28 protein-coding genes are annotated in these 25290 nt (G+C 71.5%); 22 read left to right on the forward strand and 6 right to left on the reverse strand.

The window, feature by feature from the left end:
• Positions 1–6: 6 nt before the first annotated feature.
• From ybgC to R9Z33_RS05570, 4 genes are all read left to right on the forward strand, one after another.
• Positions 7–456, forward strand: coding sequence for a tol-pal system-associated acyl-CoA thioesterase (gene ybgC, locus R9Z33_RS05555; protein WP_318650308.1), 450 nt, complete (start codon positions 7–9; stop codon positions 454–456).
• Positions 457–503: 47 nt separating this feature from the next.
• Positions 504–1247 carry a protein TolQ gene (gene tolQ, locus R9Z33_RS05560; RefSeq protein WP_318651618.1) on the forward strand — a complete coding sequence of 248 codons (744 nt, stop codon included), beginning with the start codon at positions 504–506 and terminating at the stop codon, positions 1245–1247.
• A 4-nt stretch (positions 1248–1251) separates the two neighbouring features.
• On the forward strand, positions 1252–1776 hold the full coding sequence (gene tolR / locus R9Z33_RS05565) for a protein TolR (RefSeq protein WP_318650309.1): 525 nt from the start codon (positions 1252–1254) through the stop codon (positions 1774–1776).
• Between the two features lie 78 nt (positions 1777–1854).
• A complete protein-coding gene (locus tag R9Z33_RS05570) occupies positions 1855–2859 on the forward strand; it encodes a hypothetical protein (RefSeq protein ID WP_318650310.1) in 1005 nt (334 codons plus the stop codon).
• 6 nt (positions 2860–2865) lie between these two features.
• On the opposite strand, the gene R9Z33_RS05575 is transcribed toward R9Z33_RS05570, so the two are convergent.
• Entirely contained in the window at positions 2866–3039 is a 174-nt protein-coding gene (locus R9Z33_RS05575) for a hypothetical protein (RefSeq protein ID WP_318650311.1), read from the reverse strand.
• A 348-nt stretch (positions 3040–3387) separates the two neighbouring features.
• Positions 3388–3765, reverse strand: coding sequence for a hypothetical protein (locus R9Z33_RS05580; protein ID WP_318650312.1), 378 nt, complete (start codon positions 3763–3765; stop codon positions 3388–3390).
• Between the two features lie 174 nt (positions 3766–3939).
• Here R9Z33_RS05580 and tolB point away from each other — a divergent pair, with 174 nt between their 5' ends.
• From tolB to R9Z33_RS05620, 8 genes are all read left to right on the forward strand, one after another.
• Positions 3940–5292: a Tol-Pal system beta propeller repeat protein TolB gene (gene tolB / locus R9Z33_RS05585; protein ID WP_318650313.1), complete on the forward strand. Its 1353-nt coding sequence runs from the start codon at positions 3940–3942 to the stop codon at positions 5290–5292.
• Positions 5293–5467: 175 nt separating this feature from the next.
• Positions 5468–5944 carry a peptidoglycan-associated lipoprotein Pal gene (pal, locus tag R9Z33_RS05590; RefSeq protein WP_318650314.1) on the forward strand — a complete coding sequence of 159 codons (477 nt, stop codon included), beginning with the start codon at positions 5468–5470 and terminating at the stop codon, positions 5942–5944.
• Between the two features lie 23 nt (positions 5945–5967).
• On the forward strand, positions 5968–6816 hold the full coding sequence (locus R9Z33_RS05595; RefSeq protein WP_318650315.1) for a hypothetical protein: 849 nt from the start codon (positions 5968–5970) through the stop codon (positions 6814–6816).
• A gap of 62 nt (positions 6817–6878) precedes the next feature.
• Positions 6879–8042, forward strand: a complete 1164-nt coding sequence (gene tilS, locus R9Z33_RS05600; protein WP_318650316.1) for a tRNA lysidine(34) synthetase TilS — start codon at positions 6879–6881, stop codon at positions 8040–8042.
• 90 nt (positions 8043–8132) lie between these two features.
• A complete protein-coding gene (gene ftsH / locus R9Z33_RS05605; RefSeq protein ID WP_318650317.1) occupies positions 8133–10055 on the forward strand; it encodes an ATP-dependent zinc metalloprotease FtsH in 1923 nt (640 codons plus the stop codon).
• A complete protein-coding gene (folP, locus tag R9Z33_RS05610) occupies positions 10055–11080 on the forward strand; it encodes a dihydropteroate synthase (RefSeq protein WP_318650318.1) in 1026 nt (341 codons plus the stop codon). Before ftsH ends, folP begins: the two co-directional genes overlap by 1 nt.
• Positions 11081–11082: 2 nt before the next feature.
• Positions 11083–11547 (forward strand): TspO/MBR family protein, encoded by a 465-nt coding sequence (locus R9Z33_RS05615; RefSeq protein ID WP_318650319.1) that lies wholly within the window; start codon positions 11083–11085, stop codon positions 11545–11547.
• A gap of 64 nt (positions 11548–11611) precedes the next feature.
• Positions 11612–12172 carry a peptidoglycan-binding domain-containing protein gene (locus R9Z33_RS05620; RefSeq protein ID WP_318650320.1) on the forward strand — a complete coding sequence of 187 codons (561 nt, stop codon included), beginning with the start codon at positions 11612–11614 and terminating at the stop codon, positions 12170–12172.
• Here the strand turns inward: R9Z33_RS05620 and R9Z33_RS05625 are convergent.
• A complete protein-coding gene (locus R9Z33_RS05625; protein ID WP_318650321.1) occupies positions 12169–13413 on the reverse strand; it encodes an RsmB/NOP family class I SAM-dependent RNA methyltransferase in 1245 nt (414 codons plus the stop codon). The genes R9Z33_RS05620 and R9Z33_RS05625 overlap by 4 nt on opposite strands.
• A 49-nt stretch (positions 13414–13462) precedes the next feature.
• On the opposite strand from R9Z33_RS05625, the gene R9Z33_RS05630 reads away from it, so the two are divergent.
• The 3 genes from R9Z33_RS05630 to R9Z33_RS05640 all read left to right on the forward strand — a co-directional run bounded on the left by R9Z33_RS05630 (position 13463) and on the right by R9Z33_RS05640 (position 16447).
• Positions 13463–15151 (forward strand): ArnT family glycosyltransferase, encoded by a 1689-nt coding sequence (locus R9Z33_RS05630; protein ID WP_318650322.1) that lies wholly within the window; start codon positions 13463–13465, stop codon positions 15149–15151.
• On the forward strand, positions 15148–15759 hold the full coding sequence (locus R9Z33_RS05635; protein ID WP_318650323.1) for a DedA family protein: 612 nt from the start codon (positions 15148–15150) through the stop codon (positions 15757–15759). Before R9Z33_RS05630 ends, R9Z33_RS05635 begins: the two co-directional genes overlap by 4 nt.
• A 79-nt stretch (positions 15760–15838) precedes the next feature.
• The gene (locus tag R9Z33_RS05640; protein ID WP_318650324.1) at positions 15839–16447 is read left to right on the forward strand and encodes a protocatechuate 3,4-dioxygenase; all 609 of its coding nucleotides are present in this window, start codon (positions 15839–15841) and stop codon (positions 16445–16447) included.
• A 7-nt stretch (positions 16448–16454) separates the two neighbouring features.
• Here the strand turns inward: R9Z33_RS05640 and R9Z33_RS05645 are convergent, their stop codons facing one another.
• Entirely contained in the window at positions 16455–16913 is a 459-nt protein-coding gene (locus R9Z33_RS05645; protein ID WP_318650325.1) for an L-2-amino-thiazoline-4-carboxylic acid hydrolase, read from the reverse strand.
• Positions 16914–17056: 143 nt separating this feature from the next.
• Here R9Z33_RS05645 and cnbZ point away from each other — a divergent pair, with 143 nt between their 5' ends.
• From cnbZ to R9Z33_RS05660, 3 genes are all read left to right on the forward strand, one after another.
• Positions 17057–17815: a 2-amino-5-chloromuconate deaminase CnbZ gene (gene cnbZ, locus R9Z33_RS05650; protein WP_318650326.1), complete on the forward strand. Its 759-nt coding sequence runs from the start codon at positions 17057–17059 to the stop codon at positions 17813–17815.
• 102 nt (positions 17816–17917) lie between these two features.
• On the forward strand, positions 17918–18892 hold the full coding sequence (locus R9Z33_RS05655; protein WP_318650327.1) for a Bug family tripartite tricarboxylate transporter substrate binding protein: 975 nt from the start codon (positions 17918–17920) through the stop codon (positions 18890–18892).
• A 7-nt stretch (positions 18893–18899) separates the two neighbouring features.
• Positions 18900–19292, forward strand: coding sequence for a RidA family protein (locus R9Z33_RS05660; protein WP_318650328.1), 393 nt, complete (start codon positions 18900–18902; stop codon positions 19290–19292).
• Here R9Z33_RS05660 and R9Z33_RS05665 read toward each other — a convergent pair.
• Together R9Z33_RS05665 and R9Z33_RS05670 are read right to left on the reverse strand one after the other, a co-directional pair.
• A complete protein-coding gene (locus tag R9Z33_RS05665; protein ID WP_318650329.1) occupies positions 19289–20482 on the reverse strand; it encodes an MFS transporter in 1194 nt (397 codons plus the stop codon). The two genes, R9Z33_RS05660 and R9Z33_RS05665, sit on opposite strands and share 4 nt — an antisense overlap.
• Positions 20479–21165 (reverse strand): ArsR/SmtB family transcription factor, encoded by a 687-nt coding sequence (locus tag R9Z33_RS05670; RefSeq protein ID WP_318650330.1) that lies wholly within the window; start codon positions 21163–21165, stop codon positions 20479–20481. Before R9Z33_RS05670 ends, R9Z33_RS05665 begins: the two co-directional genes overlap by 4 nt.
• Before the next feature lie 169 nt (positions 21166–21334).
• Here R9Z33_RS05670 and R9Z33_RS05675 point away from each other — a divergent pair, with 169 nt between their 5' ends.
• Genes R9Z33_RS05675 through R9Z33_RS05690 form a run of 4 tightly spaced genes read left to right on the forward strand, consistent with a single transcriptional unit; the run spans position 21335 to position 25209 of the window.
• Complete coding sequence (locus R9Z33_RS05675; protein ID WP_318650331.1) at positions 21335–22204, forward strand: endonuclease/exonuclease/phosphatase family protein; 870 nt, start codon at positions 21335–21337, stop codon at positions 22202–22204.
• A gap of 1 nt (position 22205) precedes the next feature.
• On the forward strand, positions 22206–23444 hold the full coding sequence (locus R9Z33_RS05680; protein ID WP_318650332.1) for an MFS transporter: 1239 nt from the start codon (positions 22206–22208) through the stop codon (positions 23442–23444).
• A complete protein-coding gene (locus R9Z33_RS05685) occupies positions 23441–24334 on the forward strand; it encodes a polyphosphate kinase 2 family protein (RefSeq protein ID WP_318650333.1) in 894 nt (297 codons plus the stop codon). Before R9Z33_RS05680 ends, R9Z33_RS05685 begins: the two co-directional genes overlap by 4 nt.
• A complete protein-coding gene (locus tag R9Z33_RS05690) occupies positions 24331–25209 on the forward strand; it encodes a gamma-glutamylcyclotransferase (RefSeq protein WP_318650334.1) in 879 nt (292 codons plus the stop codon). Before R9Z33_RS05685 ends, R9Z33_RS05690 begins: the two co-directional genes overlap by 4 nt.
• The last annotated feature ends 81 nt before the right edge of the window (positions 25210–25290 follow it).

A 25290-nucleotide genomic window follows, 5' to 3' on the forward strand; every position in this document is an offset into this window, starting at 1 on the left:
TCCACGATGACAAAGAGTTACGAACACCGGCACAGGATCCGCGTCTATTTCGAGGACACGGATGCGGGCGGCGTCGTCTATCACGCCAATTACCTGCGCTGGGCCGAGCGCGCCCGCACCGAAGCCCTGCGCGACATGGGACTCCCCCATTCCGAGATGCAGCGCCTGCATGGTTGCTTCCTGGTGGTGCGCCGCGCCACCGTGGAGTATGCACGCCCGGCGCGACTCGATGACGAGGTGGAGGTGGCCACCCGGATTCGCCGCGCGGCCGCAAGCCTGCTGCTGACGCAGGAGGTCTTTCGGGGGGAGGAGATCTTGGCCGTGATCGAGGTAACGCTTGCCTGCGTGGACGCGGCGAGCCTGACCCCGAGGCGGCTGCCCGAACCCTGGCTGGGCGCGCTGCGCGCCCGGATCGCAACCGATGACCCTTCACGACCCGGAGGCATGGCCCCTTGAAGTACTTCCTCGCGCTCCCGCTCCTGCTGGCCGCCCCGCTGGAAGCCCTGGCGCAGGGCGTGTCCTCCGCGCCGCTCGCCCCGCCCGCACATGACCTCTCGATGCTCGGCCTCTTCATGCAGGCCGACTGGGTGGTGAAGGCGGTGATGATCGCGCTGCTGCTGGCGAGCGTCTATGTCTGGGCCATCGCCTTCGAGAAGTTCACGGCCCTCAAGCGCGCCAAGCGCGAGGCCGACGAGTTCGAGGACCGCTTCTGGCGCGGCGGCAGCCTGGACGAGCTCTACCGCGCCCAGGGCGACAACCCCGCCCACCCCATGGCCTCGGTCTTCGTGGTCGGCATGCGCGAATGGCACGCGAGCACGGCGGCCGGCACCGGCGCCATGATGGTCGCCGGCACGCGTGAGCGCGTGGAGCGCGCCATGGCCGTGACCATCCAGCGCGAGATGGAGCGGCTGGAGAAGCGCATGACCTTCCTCGCCTCCACCGGCTCGGCCGCACCCTTCATCGGCCTCTTCGGCACAGTCTGGGGCATCATGAACAGCTTCGCCGCCATCGCCGGCATGCAGAACACGAGCCTCGCGGTCGTCGCCCCCGGCATCGCGGAGGCGCTCTTCGCCACCGCCATCGGCCTGGTTGCCGCCATCCCGGCGGTGCTGATCTACAACATGCTCGCCTCGCAGATGGGCCGCTTCGCCGGGCGGATGGAGGGCTTCGCTTCCGAGTTCGGCGCCATCCTGGCCCGGCAGACCGAGGCGGCGGCGAGCGCGCCGCGCGCCGCGGCGGCGGAATAAGCCCATGGCCGGCCCCCTGATGAAGCGCGGCGCGGGCGCCCGCTACCGCCCGATGGCGGAAATCAACGTGACGCCCTTCGTGGACGTCATGCTGGTGCTGCTGATCATCTTCATGGTGGCCGCCCCGATGATGACGACGGGCGTCCCCGTGGACCTGCCCCGCACCACCGCCCAGCCGCTGAACCAGGAGCAGGAGCCGCTCACCATCAGCGTGGACCCGCAGGGTCGCATCTTCCTGCAGGAGACCGAGGTGCCGCTGGAGGGCCTGGTCGCGCAACTCCAGGCCATCGCCCGCAACCAACCGGCCGGCGCCGCCCCCGGAACCCCGCAGGAGCGGCGGATCTTCGTGCGCGGCGACCGCGCCATCAGCTACGGCCGCGTGATGGAGGTGATGGGCACGATCAGCGCCGGCGGCTTCACCCGCGTGGCCCTCCTGGCCGAGCAGGCCAACCCCACGGCGCGCCCCCCCGCGCCCCCGGCCGGCGCGCGCCCCGCCAACCCCCCGGCGCGAGGCCAGGCCCCGCGCTGAGCCATGAACCCCATCGCTTCGCTTGCGGCGCAGGGGCCCTCGGGGCCGAGGCGCCGCCTGCGCCCCGGGCGCTGAGCCATGGATGACGGGCGTTTCCGCCTCTGGGTCGGCGTCTCTCTCGGGGCGCATCTGCTCGTCCTGGTGCTGATCCTCTTCGAGCTGGCGCCGAAGCGCCTGCCCGAGCCGACGGAACAGGCCTTCGCGGTGGAATTCGCGCCTGCGCAGCAGGCCCAGGGCGATACGCCCGCACCGCGCCCGGCGCCGCCCACGCCCGTCCCCGCGCCGCCCACGCCCGATCCGACGCCGCCGGAGCCGCCGCGCAATGCGCCGGTCGCGCCGCCGCCGCCGCCACCCCCGCCGCCCCCGGCCCCCGCCGCGACGCCGATGCCGCCCAGCCAGGCCGCGCGCCCCGCGCCCGCGACGCCACCGCCCGAACCCGCACCCTCGCCGGTGCCGGTCCCGCCGCGGCCGCAGCAGCAGGCGCAGGCCCCCACGCCGCCCAGCCCGACGCCGCCGCCGCCCACCCCCGCGCGCCCCGCGCCGCCCCTGCCGCTGCCCCCGCCCCCGGTGCCGCCGCCGCCCGAGCCCGCGCGCACGCCTGGCACCGGCCAGACGCCGCCCGTGCAGCGGCCGGAGGAGCGCAGCCAATCCGTGCTGAACACGCTGGAGCGACTGCGCCAGCAACAGCAGCAGCAACAGCCGCCCACGGCGCGCGCCAACCCGGCCCCCGGCTCGCCGCAGCAGGGCGGCGGCGCGCCCCCGGGCACCGCCAACCTGACGGCCGCCGAGCGCGCCGGCCTTGCCGACAAGATCGGCGAATGCTGGGCGGTGGATGCGGGCGCGCCCAACCTGCAGAACATCACCGTGGAGCTGCGCGTCGAGGTGGATGCGGGCGGCGTGGTCCGCATCGTGCGCCCCAATGGCGCGGTGCCCACCGAGCCCCGCGCCCGCATGGTCTTCGAGGCGGCGCGCCGTGCGCTGCTCGACCCGCGCTGCAACCCGCTGCCCCTGCCGCGCGAGCGGCTGGACGCGCTTCGCAACACGGTGTTCCGCTTCAACCCACGGGAATTGGGGCTGCGCTGACCGGCTTCAGCGCAGGTCGCAGCACAAGCGGATCGCCATCATGGTCTCCGTGAGCGAGCCGCCACAGGGCGCGAAGCCGGTGAACCTCGCTCCGGCCCCGCGATCGCCGAGCGCCCCGCCGATGATGCCTGTCCTGCGCTGGGCCGGGCCGGTGAGCGTGCGTGCGGCGATGATGTCCATCGGGATGTCCAGCTGGTTCCTCACGATCACATGGACCGTGTTGGCCGGGTGCCGTGACACCACACGCGCATGACATGGGCAACGCACCCATTGGTGCGGTTACCCGTGGCGACCAGCTTGCGGCCGGCCCATCCCATCGGCGCCTGCGCGGCGGCTGGCGCCAGGCCGGCGAAGCTGCCCAGGACGGCCAGGGCCATGATCTGCTTCACACGGGGGCTCTCTCACCGGCGCCATGACGGCAGGCGCGGCCGACCCTCCGGGCGGCCCGGCTGAGCCTTGACCCGGGCCGCGCCTCGCCCCGCGACCGGGATCGCGCGGCCGGCCTTGCTGCCTCCGTCGGCAGCGGCCTCAGCCGGGGGTGCAGCCCAGGAAGCGGATCGCGACGCTGCTGCCGGCGAGCGAGCCACCGAAAGGATGGAAGCCCACAAGCGTCCCTTGCTGCGCGGCGCCGATCAGGCCGGTGATGTTCCCAGCCTTGCGCTGGTTGTCGCCGGTCATGGTGACCTCGGCCATCACGCGCACGGCGGACTGGGCGCGGTTCATGATGATGAAGCGGAGGGAATTGAGCGTATTGCCGCTATGCGACACCTCCACGACGCGCACGTCGCAGCCATTGCTGCGGTTGCCGGCGATGGTGAGGTTCGGGTTCGTCCAGGTCGTTTGCGCCTGAGCCTCCGCCAGGGCGGGGAGGGTGGCGAGCGTGGCGAGGGCAAGAATTCTCTTCATCGGCATCTCCTGTCACCGGAAAAGGTGCCCCGGCTTGGGTCGGGCATCAATCGCCCTGTCCCGATCCCCGCGATCGGCCCTGCCGATCGCGGGTTCGGGCCAGGTTACACAGGGAGAGATTCACCTTTTCCCAAGAATCGGGCAGAACCTCCCGAGGTTCGGAGTAGGCCGCATATGAGCACGATCAACCGCCGTTCGTTTCTCGCCGCGGGGCTGGTGGCCCCGGGCATCTTCGCGACGCCCTGGCCAGCCAGCGGGCAATCGGGCCAGCCCACCATCGTGGACATCACCCGCGCCCGCACCGAGCCCATTCCCATCGCCATCCCCAACATGGCGGGCACCGGCAGCGACGGCGCGCGGCTGGGCGCGCAGATCGCGCAGGTCATCACCAACAATCTTCGCAATTCCGGCCTGTTCCGCCCGGTGGAGCGCGCGGCCTTCATCCAGTCGCCCGAGGCGGCGGCGGCCACGCCGCGCTTCCAGGACTGGCGCGTGATCGGCGCCGTCGGCCTCGTCACCGGCCGCGTGGACGCGAGCGGCGACCGGCTGCGCGTCGAGTTCCGCCTCTGGGACATCCTGCCCGAGCAGCAGGCGCTCGGCACCGCCTACAATGCCAGCGCCAGCAACTGGCGGCAGATCGCGCACATCATCTCGGACGACATCTACAAGCGGATGCTGGGCGAGAACGGCTACTTCAATACCCGCATCGCCTACATCGCGGAGACGGGGCCGCGCGACCGCCGCACCCGGCGCCTCGCGATCATGGACCAGGATGGCGAGAACAACCGCTTCCTGACGGACGGCCAGTTCCAGGCGCTGACGCCGCGCTTCCACCCGAACGCGACGCAGATCGCCTTCATGTCCTACCAGCGCAATGAGCCGCGCGTGTATCTCTTCAGCCTGGAGAGCGGCCGGCAGGAGGTGCTGGGCAATTTCGGCGGCATGACGCTGAGTCCGCGCTTCTCGCCCGATGGGCGCAGCGTGGTGCTCTCCGCCATCCGGGGTGGCGACGCCAACATCTTCGTGGTGGACCTCGCCTCGCGGCGCGAGCGGCAGCTGACCAATTCGCCCGGCCTCGATGTCTCGCCCTGCTTCTCGCCGGATGGCACGCAGATCGTGTTCAACTCGGATCGCGGCGGCGACCAGCAGCTCTACGTGATGGATGCCAATGGCGGCGGCGCGCGGCGCATCTCCTTCGGCAATGGCCGCTACGCGACGCCGGTCTGGTCGCCGCGCGGGGACCTCATCGCCTTCACGCGCATCGCGAGGGGGCAGTTCGCGATCGGCGTGATGCGCCCCGACGGCTCGGGCGAGCGCATCCTCTCCGAGGGCTGGGCGATGGAAGGGCCGACCTTCGCGCCCAATGGCCGCGTCATCATGTTCTACCGCGAGAGCGCGTCGCGCGATCAGCGCGGCGCCGGCTATTCCGCGCGGCTTTCCTCGATCGACATCGCGGGCTTCAACGAGCGGCAGATCGTCACGCCGACCGATGCGACGGACCCCAGCTGGTCGCCGCTGATCAGCTGAGGCGGCCGGCAAGTCGCCCTGTCACGGAGTGTGACCATGCGGTCATTGCGCAGCTTTCGCCTTGATTGCGCCATGTGGCGAAGGTAGGGGATTCCCTCATCATTTTGCGGCTGGCGCGCTTTGCCTCGGGCGAAGCATGAGAGCCAGCCTTTCGGAGCCATCGAAGGAGATGACCATGGCCGCCACGAAATCCCTTCTCGCCGCCATCGCGGCCGCGGGCCTGCTCGTCGCCTGCTCGTCCGACAGCGACACCGCCAATACCGGTGGCGCGGGCGCCGGCGCTGGGCAGATCCGCCCGGGCAGCCAGGAGGACCTGGTCGCCAATGTCGGCGACCGCGTGCTCTTCGACACCGACCGCAGCAGCATCCGCGCCGACCAGCGTCCCGTGCTCGAGCGCCAGGCGCGCTGGATGGGCCAGTATCCGCAGGTGCAGGTGATGGTCGAAGGCCATGCCGACGAGCGCGGCACGCGCGAATACAACCTCGCCCTTGGCCAGCGTCGCGCCAATGCGGCGCGCGATGTGCTGGTGGCGGGCGGCGTCGCCGGCACGCGCATCCAGACCATCAGCTACGGCAAGGATCGCCCCGAGGCGCTCGGCTCGAACGAGCAGGCCTGGGCGCAGAACCGCCGCGCCGTCACCGTCGTCCGCTGATCACGCGCAGGGGGTGAGGGGGCGTGTCGGCATTTCCGGCTGAGCGCGGGCCGCGGGTCCGCTTCCTGGCGGCGGGCCTGCTGGTGGCGGGGTGTCTCGCCCTGGCCGGCCCGGCCGCGGCGCAGATGGACAGCCGCGAAGGCATCGCGCTCCAGAACCAGATCCTGCAATTGCGCCAGGAGCTGGAGCAGCTTCGCAGCCGCGGCGGCTCGGCGCCCGCGCCCGTCGCCCGCGGTGGCGGTGGCGGTGGCGAGCTGGTGGGCCAGCTGCTCGACCGCGTGAACACGCTGGAGGAGGAGGTCCGCCGCCAGCGTGGCCGCGTGGACGTGCTGGAGAACCAGAATCGCCGCCTCGCCGAGGATATCGAGAAGCTTCGCGGCGACATGGATTTCCGCCTGGGCCAGGGCGGTGGTGGCGGTGCCGCGGCGCCCGCGCGCCCGGCCGCGCCGTCCGCCCCGCCCACCACCAGCACCGGCGGCGCCGCGCCCCGCACACCCGAGCGTGCCCTGGCCGAGGGCCAGGCGGCGCTGGGCCGCCGCGATTTCGCCGCTGCCGAAGCCGCCGCGCGCGAAGCCCTGGCCGGCCGCTCGGGCGCCGCGGCCGTCGCCGGACAGATGCTCCTGGGCGAGGCGCTCGCCGGCAAGCGGGACTTCGGCAATGCCGCCATCGCCTTCAACGAGGCCTATACCCGCGCCCGCACCGGCCCCCGCGCGCCCGAGGCGCTGATCGGCCTCGCCAACGCCTTCCAGGGCCTCGGCAACCGGCGCGAGGCCTGCGACACCCTGAATGACCTGCGCAGCCAGTTCCCGAACCTCTCGGGCGCCATGGCGGAACGCGCCAATGCGGCGCGGCAGCGGGGGCAGTGCCGCTAAGGGACGACGAGGGGCCTCGCCCCCCGGCTGCACGCATCGGCGATGCTGAATTCGCCGCGCTCATGGCGCCGCTCGGGCCCTTCACGGCGCTGGCGGCTGTGGGCTGTTCGGGTGGGGCGGATAGCCTTGCCCTCACGCGGCTGGCCGATCGCTGGGCGCGGGCGCGCGGTGGCGCCATCCTCGCCCTGATCGTCGAGCACGGTCTCCGGCCGGAATCCGTGGCCGAAGCCAAGGCCACCGCCGTGGCCCTCACGGCCCGGGGCATCGCGGCCCGCATCCTGCCGCTCGCGCTGCCCGCCGGCCCGCGACTGCAGGAGCGCGCGCGCGCGGCACGGCGCGCCGCCCTGCTCGGCGCTTGCCAGGAGGCCGGCACGCCGCACCTCTTCCTCGCCCACCATGCGGAGGACCAGGCCGAGACCATCCTCTTCCGGGCCCTGCGCGGCAGCGGCGCGCGCGGACTGGCCGGCATGGCGCCCGTTACCATGGCGCCGGAGGCGCTGATCCTCCGCCCGCTGCTCGGCCAGCCCAAGGCGCGGCTCGCGGCCTGCCTGGAGGGGTGGGGCGTCCTTCCGGTCGAGGACCCTTCCAACCGCAACCCGCGCTTCGCCCGTGCCCGGCTGCGCGATGCCGGGGCGGGCGCGCTGGAGGCCGGCGCCTTCGCCCATCGCCGCGCCCGCCATGCCGCGGAGGAAGCGGCGCGGCTGGCCGCCGCCATGCGTCTCCTGCCCGAAGGCTGCGCGGAGCTGGACCCGGTGGCGCTCGGCCAGGACCGCGTGGCCCGGCGCCTCATGGCGGCGTTGATCCGCGCCATTGGCGGCCGCGCCCATGCGCCGCCCGAGGCGGCGGTGGCCGCCCTTCTCGCGCGCGGCGCGGGCACGCTCGGCGGCGCCCGGTGGCTCAAGGGGGGCCGCTGGCTGGTGCGCGAGGCCGCGACGGGCGGGTGGGATGCAGCGACCGGGCTCTGGGATGGCCGCTTCCGCGCCGCGCCCCCGCCCGCGGGCCATCGCTGGGGGGCGCTTGGGGCCGATGCGGCCCGGTTCCGTTCCCGTTTCCGCCATCTGCCCTCCGCCGCCCTGGCCGCCTTGCCCGCCCTGCGGCGCGAGGGCGATGGAATGCTGGCCCTGGTGCCGCATCTGGCCTACCATGCGTCCGGATCAGAAGTTTCCGAGCCACTGCACTTCGCGCCGCTGGCCGGGCCCGTCACGGAATGTCATCCTCCCGGGTGATTTTCATGGCCCCCGGGCATTTTCTCGGGAGGCGCCGACACCATGTTCACCACATGCCGGATCTAGGCCCGGCGAAGGGGAATGCGACACGTGAGCAATTTTGGCCGCAACCTGGCCTTGTGGGTGATCGTCGCGCTGCTGCTGGTGGCGCTGTTCAACCTGTTCCAGCCCTCGGGCCCGAGCAGCCGCGCCCAGATGCAGGTGGCCTACAGCGATTTCCTGAACGAGGTGAACGCAGGCCATGTGCGGGACGTGGTGATCCAGGGCCGCACCGTCTCCGGCCAGCTGACCGATGGGCGCAGCTTCACCACCTTCACGCCTGAAGACCCCGCCATGATCTCCAAGCTGACGGAGAAGGGCGTGCGCGTGGTGGCGCGTCCGGAAGAGAGCGAGGTCAACCCGCTCTTCCAGATCCTCATCAGCTGGTTCCCGATGCTGCTGCTGATCGGCGTCTGGATCTTCTTTATGCGCCAGATGCAGGGCGGCGGCGGGCGCGCCATGGGCTTCGGCAAGTCCAAGGCGAAGCTGCTGACCGAGAAGCATGGCCGCGTCACCTTCGAGGACGTGGCCGGCATCGACGAAGCCAAGGCCGAGCTGGAAGAGATCGTGGACTTCCTGCGCGATCCCGCGAAGTTCCAGAAGCTCGGCGGCAAGATCCCCAAGGGCGTGCTGCTGGTCGGCCCGCCCGGCACCGGCAAGACGCTGCTGGCCCGCTCCATCGCGGGCGAGGCGAACGTGCCCTTCTTCACCATCTCCGGCTCCGACTTCGTCGAGATGTTCGTGGGCGTGGGCGCGTCCCGCGTGCGCGACATGTTCGAGCAGGGCAAGAAGAACGCGCCCTGCCTCATCTTCATTGACGAAATCGACGCGGTGGGCCGCCATCGCGGCGCCGGCCTCGGCGGCGGCAATGACGAGCGCGAGCAGACGCTGAACCAGATGCTCGTCGAGATGGACGGCTTCGAGTCCAACGAGGGCGTCATCATCATCGCGGCCACCAACCGGCCCGACGTGCTGGACCCCGCGCTGCTGCGCCCCGGCCGCTTCGACCGCCAGGTGGTGGTGCCGAACCCCGACGTGAACGGGCGCGAGAAGATCCTGCGCGTGCACATGCGCAAGGTTCCCCTCGCCTCCGACGTGGACCCCAAGACGATCGCACGCGGCACGCCCGGCTTCTCGGGCGCCGACCTGGCCAACCTGGTCAATGAAGCCGCGCTGCTGGCCGCCCGCACCAGCCGCCGCACCGTCGGCATGGCCGAGTTCGAGGCCGCCAAGGACAAGGTGATGATGGGTGCGGAGCGCCGCAGCCTCGTCATGAGCGAGGATGAGAAGCGCATGACCGCCTATCACGAGGCGGGCCACGCGCTGGTGGCGATGCACGAGCCGGAATGCGACCCCGTCCACAAGGCCACCATCATCCCGCGCGGCCGCGCGCTGGGCCTGGTGATGAGCCTGCCGGCCGGTGACCGCTACTCCAAGCACAAGTCCAAGATGAAGGCCGAGCTCGCCATGGCGATGGGCGGCCGCGTCGCGGAGGAGATCGTCTTCGGCGCGGACAAGGTCAGCAACGGCGCCTCGGGCGACATCAAGATGGCCACCAACATGGCCCGCATGATGGTCACCGAATGGGGCATGTCGGACAAGATCGGCATGGTCGCCTATGGCGAGAACAGCCAGGAGGTCTTTCTCGGCCATTCCGTCACGCAGTCGAAGAATCTCTCCGAGGAGACGGCGCGGATCATCGACAGCGAGATCCGCGGCATTATCGACCGCGCCTATGCCCGCGCCACGCAGATCCTGACCGACAACCGGGATGAGCTGGAGCGCCTCGCCAAGGGCCTGCTGGAATACGAGACGCTCTCGGGCGACGAGATCCGCACCGTCCTGCGCGGCGAGCCGGTGGTGCGCAACCGCCCCGACGAGCCGACCTCGGCCGGGCGTGGCAGCGTGCCGAGCGCGGGCCGCAACCCGCGCCCCGACACCGGCGGCGGGCTGAATCCGCAACCGGCGGGGTGATGTCCGCCGAATGGCTGGAGCCGCTGGCCCTGATGCAGGGGCCGGCGGCTTTTTCCGCAATGCGCGATGGGCTCGCCCTGCCACTGCAGGGCGGGCCCTTTGCCTTCGCGCTGGTCCGGGAGCCGGCCGGCACCATCCTGCCCCCGCCCGAGGACCATCCGGCGCTGGAGCGCCTGACCCGCCCCCTGCAACCCTTCGCCGGCATCGAGCGCCACCGCGCCCGGCCGCTGGTCATGGGCATCGTGAACTGCACGCCGGACAGTTTCTCGGGCGATGGGGTGGGGGCCGCGCATGACGCCGCCATCGCCCAGGGCCACGCCATGCTGGAGGCCGGCGCCGACATCCTCGATATCGGCGGCGAGAGCACGCGGCCCGACGCGCCGCCCGTCACGCCGGAGGAGGAGCAGGCGCGCATCCTCCCCGTCATCCGCGCCCTGGCCAAGGCCGCCCCCGTCAGCGTGGACACACGCCATGCGCGGACCATGGCCGCGGCCCTCGAGGCCGGCGCCGAGATCGTGAACGACGTCAGCGCGCTGCGGCATGACCCGGAGGCGGTGCGCGTCGTCGCCCAGGCGCGCTGCCCCGTGATCCTCATGCACATGCGCACGCTCGATCCGCGCACCATGCAGAAGGAGGTGCATTACGAGGATGCGGCGCTGGAGGTGGCGCGCTTCCTGGAAGGGCGCGTCGCGACGCTGGAGGCGCTCGGCATCCCGCGCGGGCGGATCTGCGTGGACCCGGGGCTCGGCTTCGGCAAGCGGGTGGAGGACAACCTCGCCCTGGTCGCGCGGCTCCCGCTGCTGGCCAATCTGGGCTGTACGATCCTGGTCGGCGCCTCGCGCAAATCCTTCATCGGCCGCATCACCGGCGTGGCCGAGGCCGGGCAGCGCCAGGCCGGCAGCCTCGCCATGGCCCTGGCGGCGGCGGCGCAGGGCGCCCATATCCTGCGCGTCCATGATGTGGCAGAGACGGTGCAGGCGCTCAGATGCGCCGAGGCGCTGGCCGCCGGTTTCAACGAGGGCTGACGATGACCGATTGGCTGCCCCTGCTGGGGTTCTTCGCGGCCTGCTTCGCCACCGCCGCCTCGGGCGCGATCTTCACGCCGGGCGCCTGGTATGAGGGGCTGAAGAAGCCCTGGTGGCGGCCGCCCAACTGGCTCTTCGGGCCGGCCTGGGGCGTGCTCTTCTGCATGATCGCGGTGGCGGGCTGGCTGGTCTGGCGGCAGGCGGGCTTCGGCCTCGCCATGGGGCTCTATGCGCTGCAGCTCGTGCTGAACTTCCTCTGGTCGGCCTTCTTCTTCGGCATGAAGCGGCCCGACTACGCGCTCTATGACCTGATCGCGCTGTGGTTCGCCATCCTGGCCTGCATCATCGTCTTCGCGCCGATCAGCCCCTGGGGCATGGCGCTGATGATCCCCTACATCGCCTGGGTCACCTTCGCGGGCTGGCTGAACTACGTAATGTTGCAGCTGAACGGCCCGCGCCCGGCCTGAGCCGCCGCAACGCCCGGGTCCGGGCAGCGTTCGCCCTTGTGACACGCCTCACAAGGAGCTTCCGATGCGAACCTGCCACGCCCTCGCGGCCCTGCTGTTCATCGCGACACCGGGCCTCGCCGCCGCCCAGGCGCCGGCGGGCCTGATCTACACCCAGGCCCTGTCCGGCGGCGTCACCGCCATGGTGCAGGAGAAGCTGCAGCAGGCCGGCGTCTATGCCGGCCGCGCCGATGGTGTCTGGGGGCCGGAAAGCCAGGCGGCGCTGGAGCGCTTCCAGCAGACGCGCAACCTCCAGGTGACGGGGCAGCTCAACCAGGCGACGGCCGCGACCCTCGGCATCCCTCCGGCCGAACTCCTCTCCGCCCGCAATGCCCCCGCCGCGGCCACCACGGCGCCGCCGGCGCTGGAGACGGTGAGCCCTGCCGTCATCCGCAACGTGCAGCAGCGCCTGCGTGCCCTGGGCTTCTACCGGGGCGGCGTGGATGGGATCTGGGGGGCGGGCACCCAGGCTTCGCTGGAGCGCTTCCAGCAGGGCAGGGGTCTGCAGCCGACAGGCCAGGTCAATCCGATCACCCTGCAGGCGCTCGGGCTTGATCCGAACGCGCCGGCCGCCCGCCCGCGCTAGGCGCGCACCAGGCGCATCGCGAAGAACCCGTCCATCCCGCCCTCGGCGCTCCAGAGATCGGGCCGCGTGCGCAGGTGCCCGGCACCCGTGGCGCCGATGCCGGGCAGTTCCTCGTCGCGGATGGGATCGAGCCGCAGCCCCTCGGGGATATGCGCCAGATGCGCCTCGCCCTCCTCGGCCTGGAGCGAGCAGGTGGCGAAGACCAGCCGCCCGCCCGGTTTGAGCAGGCGCGAGGCCGCGACCAGCAGGTTGCGCTGCTGCGCGGCCAGTACCGCCACATCCTTGGCGCGCTTGAGATGCGGCACGTCCGGGTGGCGCCGGATGGTGCCGGTGGCCGTGCAGGGCGCGTCGAGCAGGATGGCGTCGAACAGCGCCTCGGGCTTCCAACCGATCACGTCGCTGTTGACCAGGTCTGGCGTGAGCTTGAGGCGCGCCATGTTCTCGCGCAGGCGCGGCATGCGCGACGCCTCGCGCTCGACGGCGATGACGCGCGCGCCCGCCGCGGCCAGCTGTGCCGTCTTGCCGCCCGGTGCGGCACAGAGATCGGCCACCAGTTCGCCCGGCTTCACCGCCAGCAGCCGCGCGGGCAGGGCGGCGGCGGCGTCCTGTGCCCAGAGCTCGCCCGCCGCGAAGCCGGGCAATTCGGTGATGCGCGTGCCGGCCGGCATCCGCGCCGTGCCGGTCGGCAGCAGGGTCGCGCCCTCGGGCGGCGCGGCGCCGGGCTTGAGCGAGAGGTCGAGCAGCGCCTCCTGCCGGTGGGACGCGGCGATGGCGCGCACCGCGGCGCCGTGGGCGGCGTGCCAGGAGGTCCAGAGCCAGGTGGGCGTGTCCAGCCGCTCGGCGTCCAGCTCCTCCAGCGCGCGCGCCCCATGCTCGGCGACGCGGCGCAGCACGGCGTTCACCAGCCCCGCCAGGGGGCGCGGCACCAGCGAGACGGCGGCGGAGACGGCGGCATGCGGCGGCGTGCCCAGCAGCAGCAGCTCCGCCGCACCGATGCGCAGCGCCCGCAGCGCCGGGGCGGGGGGCGAGCGGCGGAGGAAGGGTTCCATCACCGCATCCAGGCTCCCCAGGCGGCGCAGCACGGCGGCGGCGATGCGATGGCCCGCCGCCTTGTCGCGCGGCTCGATGGAGCCGGGGACGGCGTCCAGCGCTTCCTCCAGCGCGCGGTGCTGTTCCAGCACGGATTCCAGCAGGGCGTCGGCAACGCGGCGGCCAGGGGACACGACATGTGAGATGCTCATTCCCCGCTTTATGGCCGTGCCCGCCCCCCCGTGCTAGACGCGCGGCGACATGTCGACCCTCGCCCTCCGCACGGACCGCTGGATCAGCGGCGTCAGCGCCCGCGCCCAGGCCTGGCCGCGCCTCGCGCTGGTGCTGCTCTGCCTCGCCCTCTTCCTGCCCGGCTTCTTCGTGACCCCGGCGACGGATCGCGACGAGAGCCGCTTCTCCCAGGCGACGCGCCAGATGGTGGAGACGGGCGACTACATCCACATCCGCGTGGGCGACGAGGAACGCAACAAGAAGCCGGTCGGCATCCATTGGGCGCAGGCCGCGAGCGTGCATCTGCTCGAAGCCACGGGGCTGGGCACGCGGCGGGACATCTGGGCCTATCGCATCCCTTCGCTGCTCGGCGCCATCCTCGCCGTGCTCGCCACCTTCCAGTTCGGACGCGTCCTGGTGGGCCGCCGCGCCGCGCTGCTGGCGGGTGCGATGCTGGCCGGCTGCATGGTGGTGATGGTGGAGGCGCATATCGCCAAGACCGATGCGGCGCTGCTTGCGACGATCACCGCCGCCATGGGCCTCTTCGGCGCGGCCTATCTGCAGCCCGGGCAATTCACCGCGCGCCACGCTGCGGCCTTCTGGGTGATCCTCGGCATCGGCGTTCTGCTCAAGGGGCCGATCGCGCCCATGGTGCCGCTGCTGGCGGGCATCACGCTCGTGGTCTCCGACCGTGGCGCGCCCTGGTTCCGCGCGCTGCGCCTGCATTGGGGCCTGCCGCTGATGCTGCTGATGGTGCTGCCCTGGATGGTGGCGATCGGCCTCGCGACCGAGGGGCGCTTCTTCACCCAGGCCATCGGCGACGACATGCTGGGCAAGGTGGGGTCGGGCGATGAGAAGCATTGGGGGCCGCCCGGCTTCTACCTGCTGAGCTTCCTGATCGCGGCCTTCCCGGCCGGCTTCCTGGTCGTGCTCGCCGCCACCACCGCCTGGGCGCAGCGGCGCCAGCCCGTCACGCGCTTCCTGCTCGCCTGGATCGTGCCGACCTGGCTCGTCTTCGAGGCGGTGGCGACCAAGCTGCCGCACTACACCATGCCGACCTACCCGGCGCTGATGCTGCTGGGCGCGGTGTGGGCCATGGACCCGCTGCGGCGCGAGCCGCCGCGCTGGCTCATCCGCGCCATGAAGGGCGCGGTGGCGGGTGTGGCCTTCGGCATCGGCATCGTGGCGCTGGCCGTGCCCTGGTTCGTCACGCGGCATGAGCCGCTGGGCGCGCTGCTCGCGCTGCCCTTTGCCGCGCTGCTCACCTGGCTCGTCTGGCGCGAGATGAGCCGCGCGGCCTGGGCGCGGGCCGCGGTGCTCGGCGTGGTCGCGGCCATTCCGCTCTATGCGAGCATCATGCAGCTCACCTTCCCGCGCATCGAGGCGCTGTGGATCGCGCCGCGCCTGGAAGCGGTGCTGGCGCGCGAGGCGCCGGGCCTCGACCCCGCGCAATTCGGCATCACCAGCCATGCCGAGCCGTCCACGCTCTTCCACATCGGCGGCGCGCTGCGCCTCCTGCGGCGTGGCGAGGATGCGGCGCGCTTCCTGGCCGAGCGGCCGGGCCGCGTCGTCGCCGTCGGCAACCGCGCGCTGGATGACTTCAACCGCGAGGCGGCTGCGCAGGGCATCACGCCCCGCCTGATCGGCGAAGTCGCGGGCTTCAACTACACGCGCGGGCGGCCCATCACGCTCAGCCTCTTCAAGGTCACGACCCCATGATCGATCTCGTCACCTCCTGGGTGGCCGCCGCCGGCTATCTCGGCGTCTTCGCGCTGATGTTCCTGGAGAACCTGTTCCCGCCCATCCCCTCCGAGCTCATCATGCCCTTCGCCGGCTTCGCCGCGGCGCGGGGCGAGCTTTCGCTGCTGCTGGTCATCGTGGCGGGCGTGGTGGGCACGCTGGTCGGCAATGTCGTGTGGTTCGAGCTGGCGCGCGCCTTCGGCGCCGACCGCACGCGCCGCCTCTGCGAGAAATACGGCCGCTGGATCGGCGTGCTGCGCGAGGACCTGGACAAGGCCGAGGCGACCTTGCGTCGCTGGGGCCCGCTCGCCGTGTTCCTGGGCCGCATGATGCCGGGCATCCGCACCGTGATTTCCATCCCGGCCGGGCTGATCGAGATGCCGCGCGTCGTCTTCTATTCCTGGACGGCGCTGGGCAGCACCATCTGGGTCGGCGCGCTCGCCCTGCTCGGCTACATCCTGGAGGAGGGCTACCAGCACATCGAGGGCTATGTGGACCCGATCGGCAAGGTGCTGGTGGTGCTCGTGGCGGGCCTCTTCCTCTGGCAGATCATCCGTATCTGGACGCGCAAGCCGCCCGCGGCCTGACGGTTACATTCGAACGACTTTGTTTCTTGCATCCGCGGGGCCGCGCGGGCCTAAGGGCCATTCCTGAAGGAGTGGACCGATGACGCTGATCCTGCCCCGCCGCCTCCTCCTCGCCGCGCCCGCCGTGATCACGCTGCCCGCCGCGGCGCAGGTCATGCGCACGCCGGCGCAGATGGAAGGGCCCTACTACCCGCGCGCCATCCCCGCCGATGCGGATGACGACCTGCTGCAGGTGGCGGGTCAGCCGCGCGCGGCCCGTGGGCAGAGGCTGCTGCTGGGCGGCGTGGTGCGTGGCCGGGATGGCGCGCCGATGGCCGGCGCCCGCGTCCAGATCTGGCAGGCCGATGCCGCGGGCATCTATCTGCACCCCGGTGATGCGCGCTTCGCCGAACGCGATCCCGGCTTCCAGGGCTATGGCGCCACCCGCACCACCGAGGCCGGCGGCTACGCCTTCCGCACCATCCGTCCGGGCCTCTATCCCGGCCGCACGCCGCATATCCACATGCGGATCACCGCGCCCGACGGGCGGACCGAACTGACGACGCAGGCCTATTTCCCGGACGCGCCCCGCAATGATCGCGATATGCTGCTGCGCTCGCTCTCCGGCGCGGATCGCGCCCTGCTGATGGTGGAACTGACGCCGATGGATGACGGCGCGCGCGCCCGCTTCGACATCGTGCTCGGCTGAGCCGCCCTCAGGCCTCCCGCGTGTAGCGGAAGTTGCAGTGGGTGGCGCCGCCCATGATGGTCTGGGTGCGTTCGAGCTTCAGCTTGGGGTCATAGCCCTCGCACAGCGCGCCATCCCGGTTGCAGGACAGCACGGCGCCGAGCTTGCCGAGGCCCATCTCGCGGTAGGTCTCGGCATAGCGGCAGCGCGTGACGTTGAAGTCGTAATGCGTCTCGTCCTGGCGCAGCACCTCGATGCGCAGCGCGTCATCCAGCTTCCAGCGCTCCATGGCATCGGCGAAGTGCTGGATGCTCGGCGTCTCCGTCGTGGCGGCGATGGTGGCCCCCGCCTGGCGGGCCAGCTTCACGATGGCGCGGGAGAGGATTTCGGTCGCCTGTTCCTCGCCGAGCGTCGCGACCATCTCCTCGAAGACACCCTTGGCGAAGGCGGCTTCGATGCGGCGCTGCTCGAGAACGGAGATGGTCATGCGGGGCTCCTGCCGGGGGTTGCCTGGCAAGCTTGCCGCAGCTTCGCCGCGCTGCCCATCCGCGGCTCCGCAGCGCGGCCCATCCGCGGCTTGTCGCTGCGCGCCGCACGGGCCAGCATGTCGGCCGCATTGCAGGAGGCATCATGTCGGCCACTCAGATCGCCCGCGCGGGCGGGTTCCGCTTCATCCCGGGCGTCTATCAGTATTCCGCCGGCGTCGCGGCCGAGCCGGGCTTCCGGCTGGAGCGCGTGCGCTTCGCCGAGCCCGTGCCGATGGCCGAGGGCTTCAAGCGCATCGCCGCCGTGCTGGAGGCCGCGGGCCGCCCGAAGCAGGCCTTCGCCGCCTGCGAATTGCGCTCGCCCGCGCCTTTCACCGAGGCGGGGTTCGAGGCCTTCAACCGCGAATATGGCGCGGTGCTGACCGAATGGGGCATCTTCCAGGACGGGCTGAACCCCGTGGCGCGCAGCAATGTCTGTCCCGAGCTGCACAAGCCCGCTTCCCCCAGCTTCCATGCCTTCACCTTCACCGTGGTGGACGCGGCGGCCGCGCCTTCCTTCGTCGTCGCCGGCAGCGGTGAATCGGCCGAGGGCAAGGGCAGCTATCGCGACAACACGGTGGCGCTGGGTGATCTCTCGCCCGCCGGCATGCGCCAGAAGGCGCAATGGGTGCTGGGCGAGATGGAACGCCGCATGGCGGCGCTGGGCTTCACCTGGGCCGAGACGACCGGCGTGCAGGCCTATACCGTGCATGACGTGCATCCCTTCCTGGCGGATGAGCTGGTGGCGCGCGGTGCCGCGCGGCACGGCCTCACCTGGCAATTCTGCCGCCCGCCCGTGGTGGATCTGGAATACGAGATGGATTGCCGAGGCGTCTTTCATGAGCGCGTTCTGCCCAAGGGCTGAGCGCTCATTTTTGTCGCCCTGACACAAAAACCCGTCCGGCGCGCTTGACGCGGGGGGGCGGGGGAGCAGCATGATCCCTTGCCGCCCCGAAAGGATTTCGCCATGCCGAAGCTCTCCCGCCGCGCCGCCGGTCTCATGGTCCTCGCCACGCCTGCTCTGGCCGCACGCGCCCGCGCGCAGACCTGGGCGCCGAGCCAGCCCATCCGCGTGATCATCCCCTTCACCCCTGGCGGCACGATGGACACGGTGGTGCGCCCCGTGCAGCAGATCCTGCAGCAGGATCTCGGCCAGCCCGTCATCATCGAGCATCGCCCCGGTGCCGCGACGGTGATCGGCACGCAGGAGGTGATGCGCGCCGCCCCTGACGGCCACACCATGATCATGATCGCCAACAGCTTCGCGGCGAACATCACGCTGCGTCCCAGCATGCCCTACAATTCGCTGCGCGACTTCGCGCCGCTGGTGATGGCGACGGTCGTGCCGCATGTGCTGGTGGTGCACCCCTCGGTCGCGCGGGACTTCCCGGCCTTCCTCGCCGCCGGGCGGCGTGCGGGCGCCAACCTCGCCTTCGGCTCCTACGGCATCGGCACGTCGAACCACCTGGGCGGCGAGCAGTTCCGCGAGCTCACCGGCATCGGTGCCACGCACGTGCCCTACAATGGCGCGCCGCAGGCCTATACCGACCTGATCGGCGGGCGGCTGCAATTCATGTTCGCGAACCTGCCCGATGTGATCCAGCCCGCGCAGGCTGGGCAGATGCGCCCCATCGCCATTTCGGCCGAGCGGCGCGTGAAGGAACTGCCCGACGTGCCGACCATGGCGGAACTCGGCTTCCCGCTGGTGCTCTCCGACAGCTGGTTCGGGCTGATCACCCGCGCCGATGTGCCGGCCGCCGCCCGCACGCGGCTCGAGACAGCCTGGCTCGCGGCGCTGAACCGGCCCGAGGTGAAGGGCCGCCTGGAGGAGCTGGGCTTCACCGTGCTGGCCAAGCCGGGCACGGAATTCGGGGCGGAGATCCGCCGCTACACGGACACCTACGCACAGGTGATCCGTGCCAACAACATCCGCGTGGAGTGAGGGACGCATGAGCGCGCCGCTGGAGCACATCTTCGTCGAGGGGCAGTGGAAGGTCGCCGCCCCGCTCTCGCCCGCGGTGAAGGTGGGCAACCTCATGTTCATCTCGGGCATCCCCGCCTATGACGAGAAGGGCGCCATCGCCGTCGGGGATTTCCCGGCGCAGATGAAGCAGACCATGGCGACCATCACCGGTATCCTCGCCAGCGTGGGGGCGGGCTGGGACCGCGTGGCGAAGGTGAATGTGCTGCTGACGCGGCGTGAGGATTTCGAGGAGATGAACCGCATCTACGCGGCGCATTTCCCGGACGGGAAATACCCGGCGCGCACCACCGCCATCGTCTACTCCCTGCCGCGCCCGAATTTCCTGTTGGAGATCGAGTGCGTGGCGGTGCTCGACTAGCGGCGCGGCAGCCAGCGATAGCCGGCCATGCCGGCGATCAGGAACAGGGCCATGAGGGCGAAGCCGGCGCGGTAGCCGGCCTCGCCCGCACCCACGGCGCCGACCGCCCCGCCCACCAGCGCCGGCAGCAGCGCCGAGCCCAGCACCTGTGCGAGGTTCACCGTGGTCACGCCGCGCCCCACCAGCGCCTCGGGGAAGAGCGCGCGCCCCTGCGTCACCAGCAGGATGGAATAGGCCGAGAAAAAGCAGCACAGCATCAGCAGCGCGACCGCCGGCGCGAGCGGCAGCCCGGGCCAGAGGGCGAGGGCCAGCAGCGTCGCCACCACCGTCCCGGCGGAGACCAGCACCGCCGCATCGCGCCCGAGCCAGCGCTCCATCGGCGGCACGGCCAATTGCCCGGCGGGCACGGCGAGGCCCATGGCGAGGATGACGCTGCCTCGCGCCGCGGCGTCCAGCCCATGCACGTCGAAGAGATAGGGCCCGGCCCAGAGCGCCAGCAGCGTCGCCATCGCGGCGTAGGCGAAGGTGTGCAGCGAGAGGATGCGCGGCAGGCCTGGCGTGCCCCAGACGGTGAGCTGCCCGGCCAGCACCTGCCCGAGCGACTCCCGCGCCACGATGCGCGGCGGCGCATCCGGCGGATCATCGGCGGCGAAGCGCCACCAGATGAGCCCCACCACCAGCATCAGCCCGGCCGAGAGCAGGAAGGCGCCGCGCCAGCCGAGCAGGCCGGCCGTGACGGCGAGCGGCGCGCCGGCGGCGAGGATCCCCGCATTGCTCCAGGCGAAGATGGAACTGAGGGCGCGCGTGAGCGCGGGCCCCTTGTGCCAGCGCCCGGTGAGGAAGACCGCCGCCATGAAGCTCGCCCCGCAGCCGAGACCGAGCAGGAAACGCGCGGCAAGGAATTGCGCGCCATCCTGCGCCAGCGCCTGGGCCGCCGCGCCCAGCACGGCGAGCCCGGTGAGCCAGAGGACGAGGCGTCGCGGCCCGATGCGGTCCAGCATCACGCCGACCGGGATCTGCGCCACCATCAGCGCGCCGAAGAAGGCGGTGTTCGCGGCACCCAGCGCTGTAGGCCCCATGCCGAGGTCCACCGAGAGCTCGGGCGCGATGACGCCCACCGCCGCGCGATGGAATTGCGAGGCGCCGGTCATCGCCGCCAGCGCCACGGCAACGCGCGCCGCTGGACTCACAACGCCATCCCGAACTCGGCGGCGAGCGCGCGCGCCCCTTCCGGCGTGCAGGCGAGGCGGCGGCGTTGCAGCGTGTCCCTCGCGCCCGGCTCGATGCGGGTCAGCCAGTGGCGGCGCAGCATCATCGCCGTCACCTCGCGCCCCAGCCCGCCTGCGAGATGTGGCCGCCGTTCGGACCAGTCCATGCAGTCACAGGCGAAGCGCGGCGCGCGGCGGGCGGCGGGCAGGTCCACGCCGAGGGCCGCGAGCCGCGTCTCGCCCCGCGCGGTGAGTGCCCAGCCGCCGGGGGCCGCCTCCATCCAGCCATCGCCGCTCAGCCGCTCATGCAGCGCGACGCCGAGCCGGCCCGCGAGGTGATGCCAGCACAGCCGGCCCTGGCGGAAGGCCTCGCCATGCGGCCAGGATTTGCGGGGGCTGGTCTGCGGCAGGGCGATCAGCGTCTCCAGCGCGGCCGCCACCTCCTCGCCCGCCAGCCGGTGGTAGCGGTGGCGGCCTTGGGCATGGACGGCGATCAGCCCCGATTCGGCCAGCGCCTTCAGCTGCTGGCTCGCCGCCGCCGCGCCGATATTGGCGACGCGCGCAAGTTCCCCCGCCGTCAGCGCCTCGCCCGGCAGCAGGGCCTGCAGCATGGCGGCGCGTGATGGGTCCCCGATCAGGGCGGCGATGCTGGCGAGGTTCGGCATGCGGGCTTCCGGCTCCGTAACGGCTTGGATGCTAGACCACGCCGAGAGGATGATTCAGCGTCTCGGCGATTTCGTCTCGACGCATCATGCTCTAGCCCACCACAGGCCGGCATGTTTCGGAACCCGCCGAACCCTCGCGCCCCGCACGCTTTCCCGGCAGGATGGATGCATGCGCCGTTTCCTCCCGCTCATGCTCCTGCTGCTGGCCAGCCCGGCCTTCGCCTCCGAGCTCAAGATCGCCAGCTGGAACATCGCCTGGCTGACGCTCCGCCCCGCGAATGACCCGGACCTGCCGCGCGGCCTGACGCCGCGCCAGCCGGGCGACTTCACGCTGCTCGCCGATTACGTCCGCCGGCTGGAGGCGGATGTGGTGGCGCTGCAGGAGGTGGACGGGCCCGAGGCGGCGGCGCGCATCTTCAACCCGCGCGACTACGCCTTCTTCTTCCCCGATGAGCGCGATATCCAGCGCACCGGCTTCGCCGTGCGCCGCAACCTGCGCGCCATCCGCAACGCCGACCTGGCGGAGCTCGACCTGGCGCCCAATGCCCGCTTCTCACAGCGGCGCGGCACCGACATCACCATCGAACATGAGGGGCGGATGCTGCGCCTGCTCTCGGTCCACCTGAATGCCGGTTGCCGCGAGGGGCCGATGGACCCCGCCCGCGGGCGCGAATGCGACAACCTCACGCGGCAATCCGCGGTGCTGGCCGGCTGGGTCGCCGCACGGCGGGGCGAGGGCGCGGCCTTCGCCATCCTGGGCGACTTCAACCGCCGCATCCCGGATGCGCGCGACGACCTCCTGGTTCAGCTCACGCGCGCCGCACCGCTGACCCGCGTGAACGAGGGGGTGGGTAATCCCTGCTGGGCCGATGCGCGGGGTGGGCGGCCCTTCATCAGTCACGTCTTCCTGGGCGGGCCGGCGCAGCGCTGGCTGGTGCCGGGCAGCCTGCGCGTGATGGTCTATGCCGAGCGCGACCCCGCCATGCGGGACCGCCTTTCGGACCACTGCCCCATCAGCTTTCGCGTCAGGATGAACTGAGTTGCACATCTTCCTGCGCGTCACCCTGCCGCTCGCCTTCGTGAACCTGCTGAACCAGGCGAGCCGCGCGATGCTGGCGGTGATCGGCCCGTTGCTCGCGCTCGAATTCTCGCTCTCCGCCTCCGATCTCGGGTTGCTGGCCGCCGTGCTGTTCGTGGCCTATGCCGGCGCGCAATTGCCGGTGGGCGTGGCGCTTGACCGCTATGGCGCGCGGCGGGTGCAGACGGCGCTGGCGGCGCTCTCGGGCGCGGCCTTCCTGCTCTGCGCCCTGGCCGATGGCGTGGTGATGCTGGGCATCGGCCGCTTCCTCACAGGCATCGGCATCGCGGCAGGGCTGATGGCGATGCTCAAGGCCAATACGCAATGGTTCCCGAAAGCGCGGGTGGCGGCGATGACGGGAAGCGGCGTCTTCATCGGCGGGATGGGCGGCATGCTGGCGACGCTGCCGCTTCAGGCGCTGCTGCCACTGGTCGGCTGGCGCGGCGGCTTCGTCATCCTCGCCCTCATGTCCTTCGCCATCGCCGCCTGGATCTGGTTCTCCGTCGCCGATGCGCCGCCCGGCCATGTGAAGCCGCCCCGGCGCGGCTTGCTGAACGAGGTGAAGGCCTTCGGGCCGATCTTCACCCATCCCTATTTCGTGCGCTTCGTGCCGGCGATCATGGTCATGTCGGGCCTGAACTTCGTCTATCAGGGCCTCTGGGCCGGGCCCTGGCTGCGTGACGTGGCGGGCTTCGATGCCGAGGCGCGGGCCATCGTGCTCTTCGCCTACGCCTGCGGCATGGCGGGCGGCAGCCTGAGCAACGGCCAGGCGGCGAGCTTCCTTCAGGCGCGCGGCCATTCGCCCATGCTGGTGCCCTGCATCGCCATGGGCGTGCAGATCTCGCTGCAGGCGCTGTTCGTCTTCCATCCGCCGGCGAGCCTTTGGGCGCTCTGCCTTGTCTGGTTCGTCTTCGCCTTCGCGGGCTCGGCGGGGCCGACGGGCTATGCCGCGGTGGGCCAGCGCTTCACGGCGGAATTCGCCGGCCGCGTGGCGACCGCGATCAACGGCTCCATGCTCGTCATGGTCTTCATCCTGCAATACGTGATCGGCGTCATCATCGACCTCTGGCCGCAGAACGCCACGGGCGGCTGGCACGCCACGGGCTATGCCTGGGCCATGGGCCTCACCCTCGCGCTGCAGGCCTTCACCATCCTCTGGGCCTGGCGGCTGCATGCATTCCGACGGGGAGCAGCGACATGAACATCGCGGAACTCGACATCGACGTGGAGAAGATCCTGGCGCGCTACCGCGTCGAGGGGGGCAAGGGCTTCCGCCTGAAGAAGCACGACCCGGCCGACACGGCCGGCCTGAAGCTCGACAAGAGCGACGCGGCGGAGCTGCTGCAATACGGGGTGGACCGGCTGAGTGCCGAGCAGGACAAGCTCTACGCGCAGGATCGCTGGTCGGTGCTCTGCCTCTTCCAGGCGATGGACGCGGCGGGCAAGGACGGCACGATCAAGCATGTGTTCTCCGGCCTCAATCCGCAGGGCTGCCACGTGGTGAGCTTCAAGCAGCCGGGCCCGGTCGAGTTGGATCACGATTTCCTCTGGCGGCATGTCACGGCGCTGCCGACGCGCGGGCAGATCGGCATCCACAATCGCAGCTGGTACGAGGAGGTGCTGGTGGCGCGCGTGCATCCCCGCGTGCTGGCCGGGCAGAAGCTGCCCGACGCGCTGGTCACCAAGCGCATCTGGGATGAGCGCCTGGAGGATATCGCGGCGTTCGAGCGCTACCTCGCGCGGCAGGGCGTGGTGGTGCTGAAGTTCTTCCTCAACGTCTCTCAGGCGGAGCAGAAGAAGCGCTTCCTCGCGCGGCTCGACGAACCGGAGAAGCACTGGAAGTTCAGCGCGAGCGACGTGGCCGAGCGCCGCCACTGGGACGCCTACATGGATGCCTATGAGCGTGCGATCCGCGCCACGGCCCAGCCGCACAGCCCCTGGTATGTGGTGCCGGCGGACAACAAGTGGTTCACCCGCCTCATCGTCGTTGCGGCCATGAACCGTGCGCTGAAGGGGCTGAAGCTGCACTATCCGGTGCTGACCGAGGCGCAGCGCGCGGCGCTGGCGGAAGCAAGGGTCGCGCTGGGATGACGCTCTACTTCGGCTACGGCTCCAACCTCGACGCGCGGGACTGGAACGCCTTTTGCCAACGCTGGGGCTTCGTCGGCGCGGAGCTGGTGCCGGTCTCGACCGCGCTGATGCTCGATTGCGAAATGGCCTTCGACCGATACGCCGCCTCGCGCCGCGGCGGCGCGTTGAACCTGCGGGCGCGGCCCGGGCAGGCGGTGGAGGGCGTCGTCTTCCGCGCGAACCGGGCCGCCCTCTACGCGCTGGACCGCAAGGAGGGCGCGCCCGTGCATTACCAGCGGCAAGACCGCCATGTCGTGCTGCCCGACGGCCATCTGCTGCCGGTGATGACCTATGTCGCGCCGAGCCAGGGCTTCCACGCCCCGCATGCGGACTATGTCGGCGTGGTGCGGCGCGGCCAGGCGGCGCATGGCATCGCGCATGACATGATGGAGGCCGTGGCGTGCGATGCGGCACCGCCGCTCACCATCCGGCACCTCTTCGTCTATGGCACCCTGATGGAGGGCGAGGCCAATGCCCACCATCTGGAGGGCATCGCGCGCGTGCCCGGCCGCGTGATGGGCCGGCTGCATGATTGCGGCGCCTATCCGGCGCTGAGCCTCGCGGAGGGCGAGGTCCATGGCGAAGTGGTGGAATTGCCGCTGGAGCGCCTGGCCGGCATGGACGCGCTGGAGGATGCGGCGCCCGGCGGCGCCCCGGGTGGCATGTATCGCCGCAGCGTGCTGCGCGTGCGCACGGCCACGGGCGTCATCCGCGCCTATGCCTATGTGATGGATGATGCAGCGCGCTTCCCGGTCATCGCCGCCGGTGATTGGCGCGGCGTGGGCAACCGGCACGCGGCCTGGGCGGCCTATGCCGCGGGGCAGGCGCCGGAGTGAAGCGCCTGGCAGGCGAAGCCGTCCCGCTTCGTCGGAGGCGGGGTGCGGCGAAAGGAGAGCCGCGCGCCCCCAGCCAGGGAT

The sequence above is a fragment of the Sediminicoccus rosea genome (assembly GCF_033547095.1).
In the GTDB taxonomy this organism is placed as follows: domain Bacteria; phylum Pseudomonadota; class Alphaproteobacteria; order Acetobacterales; family Acetobacteraceae; genus Roseococcus; species Roseococcus rosea.